Source organism: Candidatus Methanoliparum sp. LAM-1 (assembly GCF_020885915.1).
Lineage (GTDB): Archaea > Halobacteriota > Methanoliparia > Methanoliparales > Methanoliparaceae > Methanoliparum > Methanoliparum thermophilum.
In genome coordinates this window covers 661,172-681,183 of sequence record NZ_AP025251.1, presented here as the reverse complement: position 1 = coordinate 681,183, position 20,012 = coordinate 661,172, and the positions used below count along the sequence as shown (strand labels likewise).

21 protein-coding genes are annotated in these 20,012 nt (G+C 35.9%); 11 read left to right on the top strand and 10 right to left on the bottom strand.

Annotated elements, in window-relative coordinates; translation table 11 throughout:
- Positions 1 to 15: 15 nt before the first annotated feature.
- The 7 genes from cbiE to cobS are packed head-to-tail and all read right to left on the bottom strand — an operon-like array spanning position 16 to position 4,863.
- A complete protein-coding gene (gene cbiE, locus LPC15_RS03735; RefSeq protein WP_229234040.1) occupies positions 16 to 600 on the bottom strand; it encodes a precorrin-6y C5,15-methyltransferase (decarboxylating) subunit CbiE in 585 nt (194 codons plus the stop codon).
- Positions 593 to 1,465 carry a cobalt-precorrin-5B (C(1))-methyltransferase gene (locus tag LPC15_RS03730; RefSeq protein WP_229234039.1) on the bottom strand — a complete coding sequence of 291 codons (873 nt, stop codon included), beginning with the start codon at positions 1,463 to 1,465 and terminating at the stop codon, positions 593 to 595. The genes cbiE and LPC15_RS03730 overlap by 8 nt, the downstream gene beginning before the upstream one ends.
- Positions 1,440 to 2,057 (bottom strand): precorrin-8X methylmutase, encoded by a 618-nt coding sequence (locus tag LPC15_RS03725; RefSeq protein WP_229234038.1) that lies wholly within the window; start codon positions 2,055 to 2,057, stop codon positions 1,440 to 1,442. Before LPC15_RS03725 ends, LPC15_RS03730 begins: the two co-directional genes overlap by 26 nt.
- Positions 2,054 to 2,800 carry a precorrin-3B C(17)-methyltransferase gene (cobJ, locus tag LPC15_RS03720; RefSeq protein ID WP_229234037.1) on the bottom strand — a complete coding sequence of 249 codons (747 nt, stop codon included), beginning with the start codon at positions 2,798 to 2,800 and terminating at the stop codon, positions 2,054 to 2,056. Before cobJ ends, LPC15_RS03725 begins: the two co-directional genes overlap by 4 nt.
- On the bottom strand, positions 2,784 to 3,470 hold the full coding sequence (locus tag LPC15_RS03715; protein WP_229234036.1) for a cobalamin biosynthesis protein: 687 nt from the start codon (positions 3,468 to 3,470) through the stop codon (positions 2,784 to 2,786). Before LPC15_RS03715 ends, cobJ begins: the two co-directional genes overlap by 17 nt.
- Positions 3,467 to 4,147: an NTP transferase domain-containing protein gene (locus LPC15_RS03710; protein WP_229234035.1), complete on the bottom strand. Its 681-nt coding sequence runs from the start codon at positions 4,145 to 4,147 to the stop codon at positions 3,467 to 3,469. Before LPC15_RS03710 ends, LPC15_RS03715 begins: the two co-directional genes overlap by 4 nt.
- Positions 4,132 to 4,863, bottom strand: a complete 732-nt coding sequence (cobS, locus tag LPC15_RS03705; RefSeq protein WP_229234034.1) for an adenosylcobinamide-GDP ribazoletransferase — start codon at positions 4,861 to 4,863, stop codon at positions 4,132 to 4,134. Before cobS ends, LPC15_RS03710 begins: the two co-directional genes overlap by 16 nt.
- A 367-nt stretch (positions 4,864 to 5,230) precedes the next feature.
- Between cobS and LPC15_RS03700 the strand changes: the two genes are divergently transcribed.
- The 10 genes from LPC15_RS03700 to LPC15_RS03655 all read left to right on the top strand — a co-directional run bounded on the left by LPC15_RS03700 (position 5,231) and on the right by LPC15_RS03655 (position 16,131).
- A complete protein-coding gene (locus tag LPC15_RS03700) occupies positions 5,231 to 6,415 on the top strand; it encodes a 3-hydroxyacyl-CoA dehydrogenase (protein ID WP_229234033.1) in 1,185 nt (394 codons plus the stop codon).
- Between the two features lie 15 nt (positions 6,416 to 6,430).
- The gene (locus LPC15_RS03695) at positions 6,431 to 7,228 is read left to right on the top strand and encodes an enoyl-CoA hydratase/isomerase family protein (protein ID WP_229234032.1); all 798 of its coding nucleotides are present in this window, start codon (positions 6,431 to 6,433) and stop codon (positions 7,226 to 7,228) included.
- A gap of 39 nt (positions 7,229 to 7,267) precedes the next feature.
- The gene (locus tag LPC15_RS03690) at positions 7,268 to 8,431 is read left to right on the top strand and encodes an acyl-CoA dehydrogenase family protein (protein ID WP_420709463.1); all 1,164 of its coding nucleotides are present in this window, start codon (positions 7,268 to 7,270) and stop codon (positions 8,429 to 8,431) included.
- Between the two features lie 29 nt (positions 8,432 to 8,460).
- Entirely contained in the window at positions 8,461 to 9,678 is a 1,218-nt protein-coding gene (locus LPC15_RS03685; protein WP_229234030.1) for an acetyl-CoA C-acetyltransferase, read from the top strand.
- A 78-nt stretch (positions 9,679 to 9,756) separates the two neighbouring features.
- The gene (locus LPC15_RS03680) at positions 9,757 to 10,650 is read left to right on the top strand and encodes an ABC transporter substrate-binding protein (protein WP_229234029.1); all 894 of its coding nucleotides are present in this window, start codon (positions 9,757 to 9,759) and stop codon (positions 10,648 to 10,650) included.
- Positions 10,647 to 11,624, top strand: coding sequence for a FecCD family ABC transporter permease (locus tag LPC15_RS03675; RefSeq protein ID WP_229234028.1), 978 nt, complete (start codon positions 10,647 to 10,649; stop codon positions 11,622 to 11,624). The genes LPC15_RS03680 and LPC15_RS03675 overlap by 4 nt, the downstream gene beginning before the upstream one ends.
- An 18-nt stretch (positions 11,625 to 11,642) precedes the next feature.
- The gene (locus tag LPC15_RS03670; RefSeq protein ID WP_229234027.1) at positions 11,643 to 12,911 is read left to right on the top strand and encodes an ABC transporter ATP-binding protein; all 1,269 of its coding nucleotides are present in this window, start codon (positions 11,643 to 11,645) and stop codon (positions 12,909 to 12,911) included.
- Positions 12,912 to 13,044: 133 nt separating this feature from the next.
- Positions 13,045 to 14,352 (top strand): phosphomethylpyrimidine synthase ThiC, encoded by a 1,308-nt coding sequence (gene thiC / locus LPC15_RS03665; RefSeq protein ID WP_229234026.1) that lies wholly within the window; start codon positions 13,045 to 13,047, stop codon positions 14,350 to 14,352.
- 15 nt (positions 14,353 to 14,367) lie between these two features.
- Positions 14,368 to 15,171: a DNA integrity scanning protein DisA nucleotide-binding domain protein gene (locus tag LPC15_RS03660; RefSeq protein WP_229234025.1), complete on the top strand. Its 804-nt coding sequence runs from the start codon at positions 14,368 to 14,370 to the stop codon at positions 15,169 to 15,171.
- Positions 15,172 to 15,246: 75 nt separating this feature from the next.
- Complete coding sequence (locus LPC15_RS03655; RefSeq protein WP_267496923.1) at positions 15,247 to 16,131, top strand: presenilin family intramembrane aspartyl protease PSH; 885 nt, start codon at positions 15,247 to 15,249, stop codon at positions 16,129 to 16,131.
- 4 nt (positions 16,132 to 16,135) lie between these two features.
- Here the strand turns inward: LPC15_RS03655 and LPC15_RS03650 are convergent, their stop codons facing one another.
- The 3 genes from LPC15_RS03650 to LPC15_RS03640 are packed head-to-tail and all read right to left on the bottom strand — an operon-like array spanning position 16,136 to position 19,319.
- Positions 16,136 to 17,296, bottom strand: a complete 1,161-nt coding sequence (locus LPC15_RS03650; RefSeq protein ID WP_229234023.1) for an ATP-NAD kinase family protein — start codon at positions 17,294 to 17,296, stop codon at positions 16,136 to 16,138.
- A 51-nt stretch (positions 17,297 to 17,347) separates the two neighbouring features.
- The gene (locus LPC15_RS03645; protein WP_229234022.1) at positions 17,348 to 18,712 is read right to left on the bottom strand and encodes a TrpB-like pyridoxal phosphate-dependent enzyme; all 1,365 of its coding nucleotides are present in this window, start codon (positions 18,710 to 18,712) and stop codon (positions 17,348 to 17,350) included.
- A gap of 1 nt (position 18,713) precedes the next feature.
- On the bottom strand, positions 18,714 to 19,319 hold the full coding sequence (locus LPC15_RS03640; RefSeq protein ID WP_229234021.1) for an AAA family ATPase: 606 nt from the start codon (positions 19,317 to 19,319) through the stop codon (positions 18,714 to 18,716).
- A 40-nt stretch (positions 19,320 to 19,359) separates the two neighbouring features.
- On the opposite strand from LPC15_RS03640, the gene LPC15_RS03635 reads away from it, so the two are divergent.
- Positions 19,360 to 19,947 (top strand): stage II sporulation protein M, encoded by a 588-nt coding sequence (locus LPC15_RS03635; RefSeq protein WP_229234020.1) that lies wholly within the window; start codon positions 19,360 to 19,362, stop codon positions 19,945 to 19,947.
- Positions 19,948 to 20,012 lie beyond the last annotated feature (65 nt).

Here is a 20,012-nt window from a genome sequence, read left to right as displayed (position 1 = left end):
CTCCTTATTTGTTTTTCATTCATCTTTCTGTTTTACAACAAGTATTGCCAAATTAGAGGTTATCTTTTGAATGTTATTTTTATTTCCGTAAATTATCTTCTCTGTTGGATAACCTATATTCTCTAACAAGACAAGATCGAGGTCTCTGTATCTTTCATCGCTCAAAATTTTTGCTATATCTATTTTAGGTCGTCCCACAATTATTGCAACCCGTTTTATCGATAATACTTTATCCAACTCATTTTTTACATAATATTCGTCCTTGGAATGCCCGTTTATTATACAGACATTAGACATATCTATCTTTAATCTTGCACAGACTAATTGTACCGACGATATTCCTGGAACAACCTTATCACCTAGATAACCCAACCCTAAGACCATAGGATCGCCTGTGGATAAGATAACATCTTCGTCTGTCAGTTTTTTATTTTTTATCTCATCGTAATTGGTTAAGACTACTTTTTTGCCTTTTATTTGATTTTTTACCATATCTATAGCCCGTTTGCTACCATATACCGTTTTAGCTCTCTCTATCTCTCTTAGAGCCTGATCTGTTAATAAGCCAGGAGCTGCACCTACGCCTATTACTTTAACCATAACTGATTACCCGATCTTTAAATATAATATACACAGAATTTAGGTTTTTTGCTATTTTTTTAGCCTTAAAATAGATTTGTCTTACCGCATCTTCCCTTTCTTTATCGTCTTTTTTAGTTTTAAAATCTATCCCAGCCCATCTGCCTATTAAAGATGGCATACCTACCAGACTGATCTCACCTGTACATGCCTTCAACCCTTCATCGATATGTATTCCAAATACTATAGGCTGATATTCTGTATTATCATACGCCCATCTCCATCCTTTCCTACCAGTAACTATCGCAACTCTTTTATAATCTTTTACCAACTCCGATTTCATATCTATCAATCTTTTACACCACGGTTCTACAAAACCCGTAGTTCCAAGCAGAGATATACCAGCTCTACCTATCTCTGCACCTTTTTTTATACCATCAGGGATTTCTATCTCTACAGTTATATCATCCATATTATCCAGTAATTGACTCATTGCAGATCTGCTGATTGTATCTATACCGTATCCTTTCAGTATCTTCTTACCATCATAGCCGATCTTTTTTGCGATGATATCTATATTGTTAGTAATATCAAAAGCGTGATCACCAGCAAATTTCTTTGCAACAGCAATGTTTTCGCCAACCAGTCTGACTTTTACGTCTACATCTATATTTACAGGAGTTTTAACAGTTACTTTGGTATAATTATTAAATAATGCTTTAACAGCAGCAGATGCGGTAGTGCCTGTCGTCAATCCCCTTCTAAGCAATCTTCCATCGGGGCATACTATGTATAATCCACTTGTTATCATATCTTCCAATGCATTATCCGTTATCTTTTCTATCCACTCTGTGGGATACTCATATAGTTCTATAGGGTCTCTCATCTTCTATAGCCTGATCTATAAGACCGTTGAATATTGCCACAGCCATAGTACTACCGCCTCGAGTTCCCACCGTCGTGATAGATGGTATATCCAGACTTCTGATATATTCTTTCGATTCGGCAGCATTTACAAATCCTACAGGGGTAGCAATTATCAACACTGGTTTAATAATACCCTCTTTTACCATATCAGATACTGCAATAGCTGCAGATGGTGCGTTTCCGATTATAATAATAGAGCCATCTAATCTGTCTTTATTTTTGTAAAATCCGGAAGCCGTCCTTGTATTTTTATCGTCCTCAGAATAATCCGATGATAGGACGCATTTTACTTTATATCTATTGATGCCTGCTTTTATCATCTCCACATCACAGTAAGCCTTATATCCTCTTTTAATAGCATCTTTTCCTGCATTTATCGGATTATTCTTAAAAACTATCAGATCTTTTATGCTAAAATCTCCTGTTGCTATAACTGCTCTCTTAATTATTCTATCTTCAGGAAGATCGCCCGTGATTTTTTGGCTTACAATCTTGTAACTTCTATCGGCTATCTCTTTTGCCCCTCTCGTATAATCTCCCATATCTCTCATAGTTTATACCCTCTGGGTGTTATCAACATATCATTATACTTCGTCTCAGAATTTCCCACGATCAGGATAGTACTCATATCTACAAAATCGATATACTTATCTAAATCTCGACATCTACATATTATATGTTCTTCGTTGCTTCTAGTAGCATTTTTTACTATTCCAACCCAACAATCTAGTCTATACTCTTTCAATACATCTATTGCTTCTTTTAATCTGTTAACTCTTCCTCTGCTTGAAGGGTTATATATAGATATTACAAAATCACCCGATACGGCATGTTTAATTCTCTTTTTGATAACCTCCCACGGGATCAATAGATCGCTCAGACTGATTACTGCAAAATCGTTTGATATGGGACAACCTAATCTTATATTAGCAACACTAAACGCGGAGATTCCAGGAATAACCTCATAGTCGATGTCATTATTATTTTTCATTATCAATTCTATCACAAGACCTAATAATCCATAGATAGCAGGATCTCCTCCGCTGATCAGAGATACTGTATTATTCTTTGCCAACTCAAACGCCATATTTGTTCTTTCTATCTCTTTACCCATACCTTTGGATATCTTTTTTGCATCCGTCTCGATGCCTTCTATGAGTTTTATATATCGGTTATGTCCTATAATATATTCAGACTCTTTCAGTGCTTTTAATGCCTTTAAAGTTAATAGTTCTTGATCCCCTGGACCAATCCCGATTATGTATAACTTCCCTTTTTTATCTTGCGATTGCAATCGTTACCCTCCCATAAACTTTTTTAGGATAGATCAGCTCTTTACCAAAATACAATGCAGATGCATCCGCCACACTTTTTAATCCTATCAATCTTGCTTTACTCTCTTTTACATTCATCTTTTCTATCTTGTTTTTCTCTAAAAAGATTAAAGGTTTTTTAATCTCATCTACAGCATCGATCAATCCTTCTTCATTTTTTTTAAGATCTGTAGTAACAATCACTCGAATATCTTTTAAATCTGCGTTGATATCATCCAATGCTTTTTTTAATGCGTTCAATATCTCCTCTTTATTAACTCCTCGATCGCATCCTATTCCTATGCTTAATCCTTCAGAATATTCCATAGAAGTAGTAATTACAGGAATTAAACCAGATTTCGATAATATATATGCTATATCGTTCGCACCATGGTGTCCACCTATTAACGGTATAGCATAAGTCATCGTTTTATCTACAGCGATTACAGGTGTATCCGTCCATTTATTTTTGAGGAGAGGAGCGATCTCTCTGATAATGATTCCTGTCGGCATAAGAGCAACGATCCCTTTACATCCCCATATCTCTTTAAACAAGTTTTTTGACCAGAATAAGACGGTACTATCCTTCATAATATTGGCAATCATATGAAGCTTCTCATAATCCTTTTTAAATCCAACTACGGCAATCATTTTGTTAATTTCCCCATTTTACAAGAATTTTGCTTATATAATTTTATAAACTTTATATAATTTTCAACATAATTGATATTGAATGCAAGGTATGCAAGAGTAGGTACCTTTCTGATATCTTTTAAACCTAATATAAGTTTGTACTCTTCCTGTTCTTCATCTATATACGACCCATCTATGATATTGATACCTGTTGGAACTATATTCTCGTTATTATACTCAAGAATTAAATCTGTTTTTATTTTATATTTATCGTATACTTCTTTTTGCATAAAGACAGCAAGTGCATCCTTCTCTACTTTTTTATATATAGAAATTATGTACCTTAATATTTCTGAATCAAACAATGGAATATCTGCAGACATATACAAAAAAGGCTCTCTTAAAGATAGATAATTTATACATTCTTGTAAATCTTCAATGTATCCTTTCCCACTGGTCCTTATGATAGATAAATCTTCTCTTTTAGACGCCAGTCTTAGAACAAATCTCTCGGTAATCGGTGTATACGTCGTGGTACATACGATTATTTTATCAATAGTATTATCAAGACTAAGATCGATCAATGAGTCTAAAATAATCTCTATTATCGGTCTTCCAGATATATTTAAAAAAGGTTTTTCTATATCTACTAAGAAACGTCTTCCTTTTCCACCTGCCATCAAAATGGTATGCATCCTATCACCATCAGTACCAACAATCTTCCAATCTCGTTTCCTGCACCGAGCACATCTCCGTTTATCCCACCAAAATTCTTGTTACATATCAGCAATATTACCAAATCGGCTAAGATAACAGGAGCGATATAAATTAATGTTTTTACACCCCATAGGTATAAAAAAGGTAGAATGAAGAGGTATGATAAGAAAATATCCCTGTATGATATCCTGTCTATAAATAACGATCCCATTCCTTCATGAATACTTCTTCCGAGAGACGCTAGATTTACCATAGAGATTTTAGCTAAAATCTCGGCAAAAATGAATATAACAACTAAATTAAGCCCAATTATATTTTCAATAGAAACATATAACGCTAAAAGGTAAAAAATAAGAGAAAAGAGTGCACCAATCCCAATGTTTGTATCTTTCATAGCATCAATATTACCATGTGCCATCAATCCATCGAATAGGTCGGCCAAACCATCTATATGAATTAAACCGGTTAGTATATACAAAAAAAATATAACAGCAAGTGGATATATCCCTTCCAATAGGGTTATCTGTGAAATAAACGTAGAGAACATCCCTACTAAAAACCCTATTAAAACACCTATTAAAGGAAAGACGAAGATATTCTCTGCCAATGCGTGAAACCCCTCTTTATCGGTCTTGACAGGAAACCTCGTAAATAATGCTATTCCTCCTATAACTGCTTTAAATATATCATTCACATTCTTAATATATAAAATTCTATATATATAAAATTCTATATTTAATTATAACTTTGGTGAAGATTTAATATAAAAATTATAAAATAATTGTAGTTTTATAAACTTGAGATTAAAACTCTGTTTTTCTGATTAAATAGTACAGGTATTTAGTTCGGTACTACCTGTAGTTATACTAAGGATCAAGTTAAGTATTTCCATCAAATTTTCCAATAATGGCATCTTTTATCCCTCCTTTTATTTTACGATACTGTAATATAATAATGCTATATATATTTATCCTTATTATTAATGATTACTTTATCTTACTATTAAGACAAATTTTATATATATCTATCTCTTTCCAATAAGATTAAGGAGGTAAAGTATAATGAATGTAGATGATATAAAAAAGATAGCTGTATTGGGTGCAGGCGCAATGGGTCATGGTATAGCGATGGTAGCTTTAATGGCTGGTTACAATGTTGTATTAAGAGATATAAAGCAGGAGTTTGTTGATAAAGGCGTTAAAGCAATGCAAGAAGAATTTGATAAATTTTATGTCTCTAAAGGAAAATTAACTGAGGAAGAGGTAGCTAAAATGATGAACGAGCAATTAACTACTGCCGTAGATATGAAAGATGCTGCATCTGATATCGATTTTTCTATAGAAGCAGTCCCGGAGATTATGAAGATTAAAAAAGAAGTATTCGGAGATTTAGATAAATATGCTCCGGAACATGCAATCTTGGCATCTAATACATCGATGATGAGTATTACAGAGATTGCTAAGGCAACTAACAGACCGGATAAAGTAGTGGGCATGCATTGGTTCAATCCCCCAACCAGGATGCAACTCATCGAGGTAATAAAAGGAGAAAAGACGAGCGAAGAGACGATGCAGGTTACATACGATCTATCTAAAAAGCTTGGAAAGGTTCCGATACGTGTAGAAAAAGATGTTACGGGATTCATTGTAAACAGAATTTCAGCTCCTGCTAATGCGCTTCTTGGTGCGCTATTAGATAAAGGAGATGTATCTCCAGAGGCAGTAGATGCACTTTTGATGTCTGTAGGACAACCTATGGGTGCATATCTTCTAATGGACTATGTAGGTTTGGATATATCTTGCGAGACGCTAAAATACTGTGCAGAGACACTTTCATCCGATTATGAACCTTCAAAAGTTATATCAGATCTAATCAGTAAAGGCCAACTTGGAATGAAGACTGGAAAAGGAATATATGACTGGTCACAAGGAAGGCCAAAGATAGACGAATCTAAATCTGCTGAGGCAGCAGAAAAGTTTGATCCGATGGAACCTGTTGCAGTTCAGATAAACGAAGCAGTAAAACTTCTTGAACAAGATGTCGTTAAAAACCCAGATGATATAGATACTGCAGTTAAATTAGGATTGAACATGCCGATGGGACCGTTTGATATGCTTGGCATGTTCGAAGATTTAAAAGGTTTGTTGGAGAGTCTGGCAAAGAAGTATAATAAGAAGATATTCGAACCTACCAAGACGATTAAAGAGGGTAAACTTAAAGAATTATTAGAAAGCCGTAGAAGATAAATAAGGAGGAATTATATGGCAGAAGATCTTGAATTTTTTAAAATAGAAAAAGATAGCGAATCTAAGGTGACAAAAGTAATCTTTGATCGTCCACCTGTTAATGCAGTTCATGATGGAGTCTTAAATGAGTTGAACAGAGTAATAGATATGCTTTGGAATGATACTGATACACGAGTGGTCGTTATAACCGGGGGCGGTGAAAAAGCGTTTTCTGCGGGTGCCGATGTTGCTGGTGGAACTATACCTACAAATCATTTTGAGTTTCTTGAGTTCAATAGGAAAGGCGAAAGGATATATAGACGGATTAGCGAGATGCCAAAACCAGTCATAGCTGCTATAAACGGTTATGCTCTTGGTGGAGGGCTTGAACTTGCTATGGCATGTGATCTAAGGCTTGCAAAGAAGAAAGTTCAGCTCGGTTTTCCGGAGGTTACTTTAGGTATAATTCCCGGTTGGGGTGGAACACAGAGGACGGTGAAGTTGGTCGGCATATCGAAAGCAATGGAGATGGTTCTTACAGGCGAGAGAATAACTGCCGAAGAGGCAGCAAAGTTTGGCTTGGTAAATAGAGTCTACGATGATGAAAAATTTGATGAAGAAGTTATGAATTTTGCAAAGAATATGGCAAAGATGTGCGCACCTCTTTCTATGGCAATTGCGAAGAGATTGGTAAATAAAGGCGGAGAAGTTCCGATGGATATCGGATTAGAGATGGAATCTTTCGGTGCTGGACTAATGTATCCTACGGAGGATATGCAGGAAGGTATGATGGCACGTATGGAGAAGCGACCACCAGACTTTAAGGGAATATAAAACAAACTTTCATTAACGAGTCTTTATTTTTTAGAACGGGTGAGAAAATTGGATTTTGGATTGACAGAAGAACAAGAGGATATTAAAAATGCTGCTAAAGAATTCGCAGAGGGTGAATTTGATATAGAATTTGCGAGAAAATGTGAAGAAGAACACATCTATCCAATCGATTTGGTAAAAAAAGCCGCAAAAGAAGGATTTATCGGAATGGCGTTTCCTGAAGAATACGGTGGTCAAGGACTTGGTATATTGGAGACCTGTTTGGTTTCTGAAGAGTTTGCAAAGGTAGATTCTACTCTTTCTCTACCTATATTGGCTGCCACTTTTGGATCGGAACAGATACTTTTGTTTGGTTCTGAAGAACAGAAAGAGAAGTACCTTCCAAAGATAGCAGCAGGTGAATATATATCATGCGGCATGTATACAGAACCGGATGCAGGGAGTGATGCTGCCAGTTATAAAACAACGGCATTAAGAGATGGGGATGATTTTGTAATCAATGGAACAAAGACGTTTATAACGAACGGTGGTGTTGCAAACGGTGGAGCTTTATGTGCCGTTACCGATCCGGATGCTCCAAAGTTTTCCAATATGAGTGTTGTCTGGATAGATGACTTACAGACAAGGGAAGGAGTGACTATCTCTGATCTTGGTAAAAAGATGGGAATTAACTCCACCAGTACATGTGAGATTGCCTTTGATAACTGTAGAGTGCCACAATCAAACCTTGTAGGAAACGAAGGTATGGGGTTCATGCAAGCTATGATGTTCTTCGATACTACAAGGGTTGGTGTTGGTGCGATGTCCGTAGGTATGGCACAAGGTGCGTTCGATAAAGCACTGGCTTATGCAAGAGAGAGGAAAGCGTTTGGGATACCTATAGCAAAATTCGAAGTGACGATGTTCAAGTTTGCAGAGATGGCAACATATATAGAGGCGGCTAGAAATCTCGTTTATAAAGCTGCTTGGCTTATAGATCACGATCAGGCAGATCCTACACTTTCTTCGATGGCTAAATGGTACGCTGCGAAAGTGGGCGTCTATGTATGTGACGAGGCTATACAGATTCATGGCGGTTATGGATACATGGCAGAGTATGACGTCGAGAGGTGGTACAGAAATGCAAAGATTCAAGAGATTTACGAAGGTACAAAAGAAATAGAGAAGTATACGATTGGAAGAGAGTTAATAGGAAGAATATAAAAAAGTGAAAAAATAAAAAGGTGAAAAAAATGCCAAAATTGAATAAGATTGTTATAGTAGATTATTTAAGGTCTCCTTTTTCGAGATCTAGACCTAACAAACCAGAGAAAGATGTCTTTAACAATTTATATATGACGGATGTAGCGGCTTTGCTGATAAAGGAGATGATCAAGAGAAAAGGAATAAATCCTGAAGAGATAAATGATGTATTGACTGGTTGTACTATGCAGCAGGCGGAACAAATGTTGTTGGGCGGAAGAGTAGTTCCTATGTTGGCAGAACTTCCTATGAACGTTCCTGCGGAAGGTATAGATCGTGTATGCTGCAGTGGTATGTCTGCTATGCATAAAGGAGCAATGGAGATAGAATTAGGATTCTCAGATGTATGTATTGCAGGTGGTATCGAGCATATGACTCATCTACCGATGCAACCAGAATTTAACCCGCATATGGGTCTATCCCCTACCTTGATGGGCGAACCTTATTTTGATAAATACGATATGATGACAACGATGAGCATGGGATTAACCGCAGAAAAACTATTCGAAGAGGCTAATAAAGAAGGATTGAATATCACAAAAGAAGACATGGATAGATGGGGAGTAAGAGCTCATAATTTGGCTGAAAAAGCGTTGGACGAGGGTTATTTTAAAGGAGAAATCTTGCCTATTGAAGTAACACTCGATGATGGTAGCAAGAAAGTGATAGATGAAGATCAATCTATAAGGAGAGGAGCTACATATGAGGAGACTTCTGCATTACCACCGGCTTTTAAACCTGATGGAGTTATAACTGCTGGTAACTCTTCTCCATTGAACGCAGGCGCTGCATATATGATCTTAATGTCTGAAGAAAAAGCTAAAGAGTACGGATTTGAACCATTAGCAAGGATCGTCTCACTGGGTTGGGCTGGTGTAGATCCGAGCGTTATGGGTAAAGGTCCTGTTCCTGCGACAGAGATGGCTCTTAAATATGCTGGGATTAAAGCCGATGATATCGATTATTGGGAGATTAACGAAGCTTTCTGTATCGTTGCTCTATATGCTATAAAAAAATTGGGTTTAGATCCGGATAAAGTAAATATAAAAGGTGGGGCTACTGCGATAGGTCATCCTCTTGCTGCATCAGGGCCAAGATTAATAGGAACGTTGGCACGTATTTTAAAAGAGAAAAATGCTACTTACGGTTGTGCAACCCTTTGTGGTGGTGGCGGTCAAGGAGCTACAACGATTATAGAGCGTTTATAAATAAAGAATAACAAAATGGAATAAGGATTATTTTTTTTATTATTTTTATTTTTACAATAAAATTTAAAAAACTTAAATATGGTGAAGAGAGCAGTAACATCAACGATCGTATTTCTTCTCTTGGTCTTATCTATATTAAATTACCCGAGCTGCGCAGAAGAAAAGAATGTCGAAATTGAAAAGATAGTCTCTCTTGCACCGTCTAATACTGAGATACTCTTTGCTCTTGGGCTTGGAGAAAAAGTAGTAGGCGTAACCGATTATTGTAATTACCCAGAAGAAGCAAAGAGAAAGGAGAAGATCGGTGGTTATAGCACCGTTGATATTGAGAAGGTTGTCTTATTAAAGCCGGATCTTGTTTTAGCTGCCTATGGGAATGGAGAGGAAGTTGTTAAAAGATTGAAAGAATTAGGGCTAAATGTTGCTGTTGTAAGTTCTAAACCTGAAACATGTATTGAGGATACATTAAAAGAGATAAAATACGTTGGAAAGATAACCGGAAAGGAAAAAGAGGCATTATCTCTATACGAAGAGATGGAAAATAAAATAAAAGAAATAACGGATAGAACGAGAGATGCAAAGAAGGTAAGGGTGACACATATCTGTTGGCATGAACCTATATATGTTGCAGGGGCAGAATCTCTTCAAGAAGATATACTTGAAAAAGCTGGCGGAGAAAATGTTTTCTCAGATAAAAAAGGTTGGCATACGGTGAGCTTAGAGGAGTTGATAACAAAGAACCCAGAAGTGATAATCGTCAGTAGCGGTGCAGGAATGGGGGGAGAAGAAGATGTTGCATACAATTACATACTTGAAGAGGAGAGGTTGAAAAGTATAGATGCGGTGAAGAATAATCGGGTTTATCTGATCGATGCAGACATAATAGATAGATCTGGTCCGAGAATCGTCGATGCACTTGAAGATGTTGCAAAATTTATTCATCCTGAGATCTATTCCGAAAATGCCCAATGAAACGCAGGTTATTATTAATCCTGATTGCCTTGGTATTTACGTTAACAGCTTCTATTCTCATTTCAATCGCTGTTGGATCGGCAGATATACCTTTGAAAACAATTGCAAAGATAATTATAAATCACAATCATGTATCTTTGTCAGCCGAAGAAGTAATAATTTTACAAATCAGATTACCAAGAGTTTTTTTAGGTGTTTTAATCGGTATGGCATTATCTGTTTCAGGAACAACAATGCAAGCTTTATTTAAAAATCCTATGGGCGATCCTTACATTATCGGAATATCTTCTGGTGCTGCATTTGGGGCTGTTCTTGCTATGCAATTTTCTTATACGTTAGTTCCGTTAATGGCAGTTATTTGTGCAATATCAACAGCTTTTGTCGTTTATAATCTTGCAAAGGTTGGAGGAAAGATTCCTGTTAATACATTATTACTTTCAGGTATAGCGGTCGGTTATTTTCTCTCTGCAATCACCTCTTTTATGATGTTTAAATCTGGAGAAAATCTGAACCAAATCGTTTTCTGGATTATGGGCGGGTTATGGAACGCAAATTGGAATCAGGTTAAAATTATAATACTCCCTATCTTCATCGGTATGCTGGCATTATATATATTCTCCAGAGATATGAACGTGATGCTTCTTGGAGAAGAGTCTGCAGAAACTCTTGGAATTGATGTTGAAACGCTAAAAAAGATCTTATTGATCATATCTTCGATCATTACCGCTACTGCTGTCTCTATGAGCGGTATTATCGGGTTTGTTGGTCTGATTGTTCCTCATATTATGCGAATAGTAGTCGGTCCAGACCACAGGATACTCCTACCAACATCTGCACTTGCTGGCGGGACTATTTTGCTTATTGCCGATACTATAGCTAGAACAATGGGAGAGATTCCTGTTGGAGTTGTTACAGCATTATTCGGTGCACCATTCTTTATCTATCTGTTGCGTTCAAGAAAGAGTTCGTATTAAGAACTGAGGTAAGAAGATATGTTAAACGTAAAAGAGATCGACGTGTATTATGGAGATGTAAAAATCTTAGAAAAGATAAATTTTTCAACAAAAGAGGGGAAATTACTAGGGATAATTGGTCCAAACGGATCTGGCAAGACAACTTTGCTTAAAGTAATTAGTAGGATCTTAAAGCCAAGAGTTGGAACAGTTCTCTTGGACGAATCTGATATTTCAAAGATGAGAAGAGATGAGATTGCAAGAAAGATGGCAGTTGTGCCTCAAGAAACTTCAATAAGTTTTCCTTTTACTGCAATGGAGATCATCTTAATGGGACGAACACCACATCTGAAAAGATTTGAAAATGAAGGTTCAAAAGACTTTGATATAGCAAAAAAGTGTATGAAGTTGACAAATTGCTTAGAACTTGCGGAAAGGCGGATAGATGAATTGAGCGGCGGAGAATTACAGAAGGTAGTCATAGCGAGGGCACTGGCGCAAGAACCAAAGGTCTTGTTGATGGATGAGCCTACATCTCATCTGGATATTAAAAATCAGATAGAAATAATGGAATTGATGAAGAGACTGACAAAAGAAGATAGGATGATCGTGATAGCTGTAATTCATGACCTAAGCATGGCTTACATATACTGCGATGAAGTAATGCTCCTGAAAGATGGGAATATATTCTCATTTGGAGTGCCAGATGAAGTATTAACATCAGAGAACATAAGAGAAGCATTTTGTGTCCAAGCGTCGGTAAAAAAAGATCCTTTGACAAATTCGCTATCCCTTGTGATTCCAAGAAAGGAAAAAAAGAGAAAGATAAAAGAAAAAGGTCTTTTAAAGATACATATAATCTGCGGAGGAGGTAGCGGTAGCACCTTGATGCATTCTTTGAATGAGAAATATGAGGTTACTGCAGGTGTCATACACAAGTTTGATACAGATTTTGAAGTTGCTAAATCCTTTGATATCGATGTTGTAAGTGAGTTGCCATTCTCTCCGATCAGTGATGAAAAATTTAAGGAAAATTTGAATATGATCAAAAGATCAGATATTGTGATAATGACAGATATGCCAATTGGATTTGGAAATATAAAAAATCTATATTCTGCTATATATGCAATAGAGAATAAAAAAGAGGTTTTAATTATTGATGAAACACCGATAGAAGAGCGAGATTTTACAAATGGAGAGGCTACAGAAATTTTTAAACGTTTGAGGGAAAATGGAGGTATATTTTTAAAAGATACGCACAAGCTCTTGAATTTCTTAAAAGATTTTTTCGAAAAAAATAAAAAATAGATTAGAGTTCTCGAGATATTTAAGATAATTCAAAACATATTGTAGAGTCAATAAGTAACTTGATATTTTATAAACATATAAATTTATATGTTTATAAATTTATATGTTTATAAGTATAATAACAAAGAGTATTATGGTAGAGACAATATTGGATCATGCTAAAAAAGGAGAAATCATCGATCCTATTAGAATTGTTGCAGAAGCCGAAAAGATCGATGAGAAGAGATTACTCTATCTGATTGCAAATGGTAGAGCAGTTATTACAAAAAATTTTAATCACGATATAATGCCTATCGGAATAGGAGAACTGTTGAGTACTAAGATAAATGCCAACATTGGCACCTCCAGAGATTTTGTCGATTTACATTATGAGATAGAAAAAGCTCGAACTGCGCTAAAATATGGTGCAGATTCGATAATGGATCTTTCTACAGGTGGGGATCTCGATCTAATAAGAAGAAGTATAATAAAAGAATTAGCCATGCCTATAGGCACAGTTCCTATATATCAAGCAGGATTGGATAACAAAGGAAAAGCCGTTGTGGAGATGTCTTCCGATGATCTCTTTAATACGATCAGGAAGCATGCCAAGGATGGTGTTGATTTTATAACAGTCCATGTTGGAGTAAACAAAAACTCTGTAGAACGATTGATAAATGGAAAGAGAATATTGGGCGTTGTCAGTAGAGGTGGGGCGTTCACGATAGCATGGATGATGCACAACGACGAAGAAAATCCTTTATATAAAGAGTTCGACTACCTTTGTGAGATTGCAAGAGAATACGATTTGATACTGAGCTTAGGTGATGGGATGAGGTCTGGATGCATAGAAGATTCGACAGATAGATCAACTTTTTCAGAATACATAACCCTTGGCGAGCTTGTAAAGAAGGCAAGAGAGTATGGTGTCCAGACGATAGTGGAGGGTCCAGGACATGTTCCTCTTGATGAGATCGATATAAACGTTAGGACTATCAAAAAATTGACAAATAACGCTCCTTTATATCTATTAGGCCCATTACCAACGGATATAGCTCCTGGTTATGATCATATCGTCGGTGCTGTCGGTGGAAGCCTGGCAGGTTTTTTTGGTGCGGATTTTCTATGTATGGTTACGCCCTCCGAGCATCTTGCGTTGCCTTCTATAGATGACATCAAAGAAGGGACGATAGTGGCCAAGATCGCGGCTCATATAGCAGATACTGTCAAAGACGGTGTTAAGGATAGAGCAAGATTATGGGATAGAGAGATGGCTGAAGCACGGGAGAACCTGGATTGGAAGAGACAGTTTGATCTTTCAATCGATAGAGATAAAGCTGAGTTGATCAAGGATAAAAGAAGATCTGAGAGTGATGCTTGTTCTATGTGCGGTGATCTCTGTGCTATAAAGATGGTTAAATGTGTATTATACAAGAATAATCAAAAAAGGGATATGAAGTAGGTTGTTTATGATAGAATGGTATTGAAAAGAATATTGGAAACGGTATTAAGAGCCGGGATTGTAGATAATATCATACTCTTTGCTGAGAATAAAGAAGATTTAAAATATATTGATAGTCTCGATATTCCTGGAAAGATAGTCTGTATCGATAAAGATATAAATAACATAGCCTCTCCTGTAATAAAATTACCGTTTAGAGTAAATAATATAACTGAGGTAATAAATCTTGCAATTTTATTAGGATGTGATGATCATATTTTAGATAAAGATAAGACCATTTTATGCGTTTTTAAGATTAATTCAGACAAATTTGATACGATATTTATTAATAGCTCCAACGATATTAATAGCAAGATATATAATCTCTTAAAATTTGATTGTGTAAATACGGAAGTCTTGAGTTATATCATAGACTTGGCTATAGAACTTGGATACGAAGGAGTTGATGATAAATCTATAGGTGCCATCTTCATGATAGGTGATTCCGAAAAAGTTATGGAGCTATCAAGAAGTATCTCATACTATCCGTTCGAGAATAATTATGCCAGTATCATGGATGAGAATGCCAGAGATGTAATAAAAGCTCTTGCTAAATTAGATGGTGCATTTGTCATAAACAATGATGGACGGATTGTTGGAGTATCTAGATATCTTGATGTGCCTACCCAAGGGATAGATATACCCAAAGGATTGGGAGCGAGACATATCTCTGCTGCATCGATGACAAAAAATACTAATGCTATCGCAATTGTACTTTCAGAGACTGATAAAAAGGTGAGATTATTTAAAGATGGTAAATTGCTGGCGGAAATTACTTGATCATGTGATTGGCTTTTGTATTCCTCACTCATAAATATTATAAATGGCTATTATAAACGTTGTATTAAAAAGGATGTGCAATTATTGGATAATTACCGCTCAATTATAGCTATAATATGTATCTTCTTGCTGATACAGGTCCTATCTTTGTGTATGGCACCTTATTATCATATTAAAACATTTGAAGACCCAACATCGTTATTAAACGCCATATACTTTGTAATTATAATGGTATTTGCAACCGTAATAATACTCTTGCTATCAAAGTATAATATGAAGAGAGTTATTTATGCATTGTTGATCTTTTCAATCTTTCTAACTCTTTATATCGCTATTGACGCTTTCTTACTTGGATTTATAGCAAAATCTACAGTATCTATTTTTTTACATGCGATCTCGATAATGATAGCAATTTTCTTGACAGTTATTCTTTTTAAATTTAAGAGATGGTATATTATAGATTTTGTTGGTATAATATTGGCGGTAACTATAGGAACACTCTTCGGCATATCTCTCATACCTATCGTATCTATAGTCTTGCTCTTATTGTTAGCAATATACGATTATATATCTGTATACAAGACCAAGCATATGATAACATTGGCAGACGATCTGATAGATTATAACCTGCCGTTGTTATTGGTTATACCGAAAGATAAGAATTTTTCAATGGCGGATTATAAATTAAAGGAAAACAGGAATAAAAATGCAAAAAAAGATAGAAAAGCTCTTATAATAGGTTTGGGTGACCTGATCATACCTACAATTCTTATTGTATCTTCGAACGTCTACGTAGGACTGCTTCCATCGATAGGTGCTATAATTGGGGGAGTTATTGGACTTTTCTTTCTTTTAAGAGATATAAATAATTCAAAGCCCAAAGCAGGGTTGCCTTTCTTAAACGGAGGCGTCATCTTGGGTTTTCTGATAACGTTATTCTTGATAAGCATAATTCAATAACGGATTACAATAACCTGGGTGATACTACTCTTTTACGCTCTGCCATTCTATACCCGCTTATAACACTTATGTAACCTGCCAATTCTTTATCTAGATCCGTATCTCCGGTGTCGACGAATAGATAAGGAGTCTCTCTCAGCTTTTGCGGCGTGGCTATTACTATTATATTATCTATACCAACTTTTCTTATCACTTTTGAACTAATCTGCTGATTTCCTCTTCCGAATATAAACCCCTGGGTGCCTATCGGACTTACAATTATCTTTGCTATACCACTCAAATTTAATCTTTCCTGTTTTTCTAAAATATCCAATATTTCCCTCTCGTTAACGTCTTTTCCTACTAATCTTCCATCTTTTATTATATCGACGCCCAACATAGTTTTTTTTATGTTTAATTCATCAGTAACAGATTTTGTGGTGTTTCCAGGTCCTATTATGTATAATATGCCATCCAGCATAACCTCTGAGATAAATTTCGCTATATCTCTCCTGCACCTCTCTTCATTATTGCCATAAAAGATGGTCTTTCGGTCTTGCACAAAAAAGGGTTTATATATGGTCGTTGCATATCCTATGATATCGATGCTTATATCTCCCCTCGTTCTATATTCTTCTTCGTCTATATCTACAATCTCTGCATCTCTTAATACTATATCATTATCCTTACGACAAAACTCGCTCAACAGATCGCCTGCTACTGTAGGATCTATAGCAAAAACGGATGAGTACATCTTGACTCCAGATGGTATCCCCAATATAGGCAAATCTTTTTTAGTTACACTATAAACGTCTTTTGCTGTGCCGTCCCCTCCACAGAAGAGTATGATATCTACTTTTTTGTCCATAAAACGTCGGCATGCCTCACATGTATCTTTATAGGTAGTTTTTTCGCTTTTAACCGTATAAACAACCTTATAATCAAATCCAACCTTTTTAAGAATATTCTCTCCCATTACGTCAGAACATGTAAAAAATTTAAAAGATATCCCCTCTTTTGTCTTTTTTTTATCGCTTAAACGCTGTAAAGCAATACCAGCTCTTCTCTCGGCTATATATATCCCGCCCATAGCGATTGCTCTATCCAATGCATCATCGTCAGTTCCTTTTAGTCCAAGACTACCACCCATACCCGCGATAGGGTTTACCAGAAAGCCGATATTCATAATATCTTTTTATAATCATAAATTAAAAAATTAAGAGTTTTAAAATTTTGATCAGATCTTAGGTAGGCGTTCCAAAGACTGTTTTACCAGTTCAGCAGGATATTCGTAATCTACCAATCTCCCATCAAAGTATGCTTCATACGACGATAAATCAAAATATCCGTGACCTGAGTTATTAAACAGTATCGTCTTTGGTGTATTATCTTTTTTGCATCTCAATGCCTCATCTATTACCGCTTTTATAGCATGAGCAGATTCTGGAGCCACAATGAACCCCTCTGTGTTTGCAAACGTTATTGCCGCATTGAATACCTCCGTCTGATAGTACGCAACGGCATCGATCAGCTTATCGTTGTAGAGATTACATAGCAGCGGGGCGTTACCATGATATCTTAATCCACCAGCATGGATTGGTGGTGGTACAAAGTCATGACCTAGAGTAAACATCTTCAATAGAGGTGTTAACCCTGCTTGATCACCGAAATCGTAAGTATAAAGTCCACTTTTGAGTTTAGGACAAGCCATCGATTCACATGCTACCACTCTTAAATCGGGTTTTTTGCCTTTTATCTTATCGTATAAAAAAGGGAATACGGTACCTGAAAAATTCGACCCTCCGCCCACACATCCAAAGATTACATCAGGATACTCATCGATCTGTTCAAACTGCCTTTTTGCTTCTAGTCCTATGATCGTCTGATGAAGACAGACATGGTTAAGAACGGAACCCAAGGCATAATGTGTATTATCATCAGATAATGCATCTTCTACAGCCTCTGATATTGCAATTCCAAGACTTCCTGGTGTGTTTGGATCTTTTTCCAATATAGCTCGTCCGGATTTTGTTCTATCGGTTGGACTGGATAGGCATTCTGCACCCCATACTTGCATCATACTTTTACGATACGGTTTCTGTTCGTAACTAGCACGAACCATATAAACTCTGCATTTGATACCGAATAACTTCGTACCGAATGCTAACGCGGATCCCCATTGTCCCGCACCAGTCTCGGTAGTTATCACCTCAATACCCTCTTCAAGATTATAGTACGTCTGAGGAACCGATGTATTAGATTTATGGCTGCCCGGCGGAGATACGCCCTCCCATTTGTAATATATTTTTGCAGGGGTTTTTAGATATTTTTCCAATCGTCGGGCACGATAAAGAGGAGTAGGTCTCCATATTCTATAAATATCTCTCACATCCTCAGGTATAGTGATCCATCTCTCCGTGCTCATCTCCTGTCTTATGAGTCCCATAGGGAATATCGCCTTAAGATCGTCTGATTTTAATGGTTTTAACGTAGCAGGGTTTAAAGGCGGATCTAACGGCGTAGGTAAGTCTGCCTGGATGTTATACCACTCTTTAGGTATATCTTCCTCGTCCAATAAAATTTTTGTTGTCTTATCGTTCATTTTATTGATCTCTCCATTCTTTGAATTCTGTGTTAAAATTTTCTCTATCTATCAGCACCTCAATAATCTTTGCAAATATACTCTCATCGTTATTCAACACTTTTATATTATGATTAATCTTAAGGTTTTCCAACCTTTCTTTTATCTCCTCGTCTATCATGAATCTGAACAACTCGTTAACATCTCTGAACCCATCGGATGATGCTTTCGTTTGTATAGGAATATATACAATTATATCGTAAGATCGGTTATTCTCTTCTATCGTTTCCATAAGATTTTTATTTATTATCTTCTCTTTATGCCCATATAACTCAAGATATACAAAATTATCTATTGTAGTCCTATCGGTTATAAGCACATACTGGCCACCTTTGATTAGATAATCAGACTTTATCTTCTCTTTTATCTCACGTTCCTTTCTTATCTGTTCCTCAATTATCATTTTTTGAACATGAAACTCTTTTAATGAACTTTTTCTGCCTCGTCTTGCCAATTCTTCTATTATATAAACTGTAAATCCTTCTTTGCTTAAATATTCTTTTAATTTTCTGACGAATGTTGTTTTTCCTGTAGAGTGTGCCCCAACGACACCTATTTTTGTTATCATAATGTCGATCTAATCAAATTAGAAATGTTTATCTTACCAAATGATTCTAACGATATTAATAAATATGTTTCCAAAGATTAAAAAATACTTGATATTTACTATAATCATTTTTTTTTGTTCGACGATTATAGGTATAACATACGCTAGTACATCCCTATCAGAGCCTGATCTTATAGAGTTAATAGACGATCAGATCTCTGGATTTATAAAAGATCAGCCAGATTACATCTTAGCACTTTTTATATTTTTCAATAATGCATCTACCTGTTTTTTATCTATAATTTTTGGTTTATTCTTCGGCATATTTCCTTTCATCGTTTTAATCTTGAATGGCTTCTTAATGGGTTATTTGGCATATTTTGCCTATTTAGAGAGAGGAGTAGCTTATTCAATATTAGCATTGTTCCCTCACGGTGTAATTGAACTAACAGCTGTTTTTATATGTTGTGCGCTTGGTTTAAGGATAGGAGCATCTTTTTTTAAAAAAATAACTGATCTTTATACTCCAATCTTTCCCGAAATCATAAACGCTCTTAAAATTTTTATATACGTATCGATACCTCTTCTCTTAATAGCAGCATTTATAGAGATATATATAACACCTTTGCTAATTAAGATGTTTTTATAAAGCAATAATTTTTTTTAAAGGAGTGTAACTTTTATATATTATAACCTTTTTGTTACCTGTAAAAA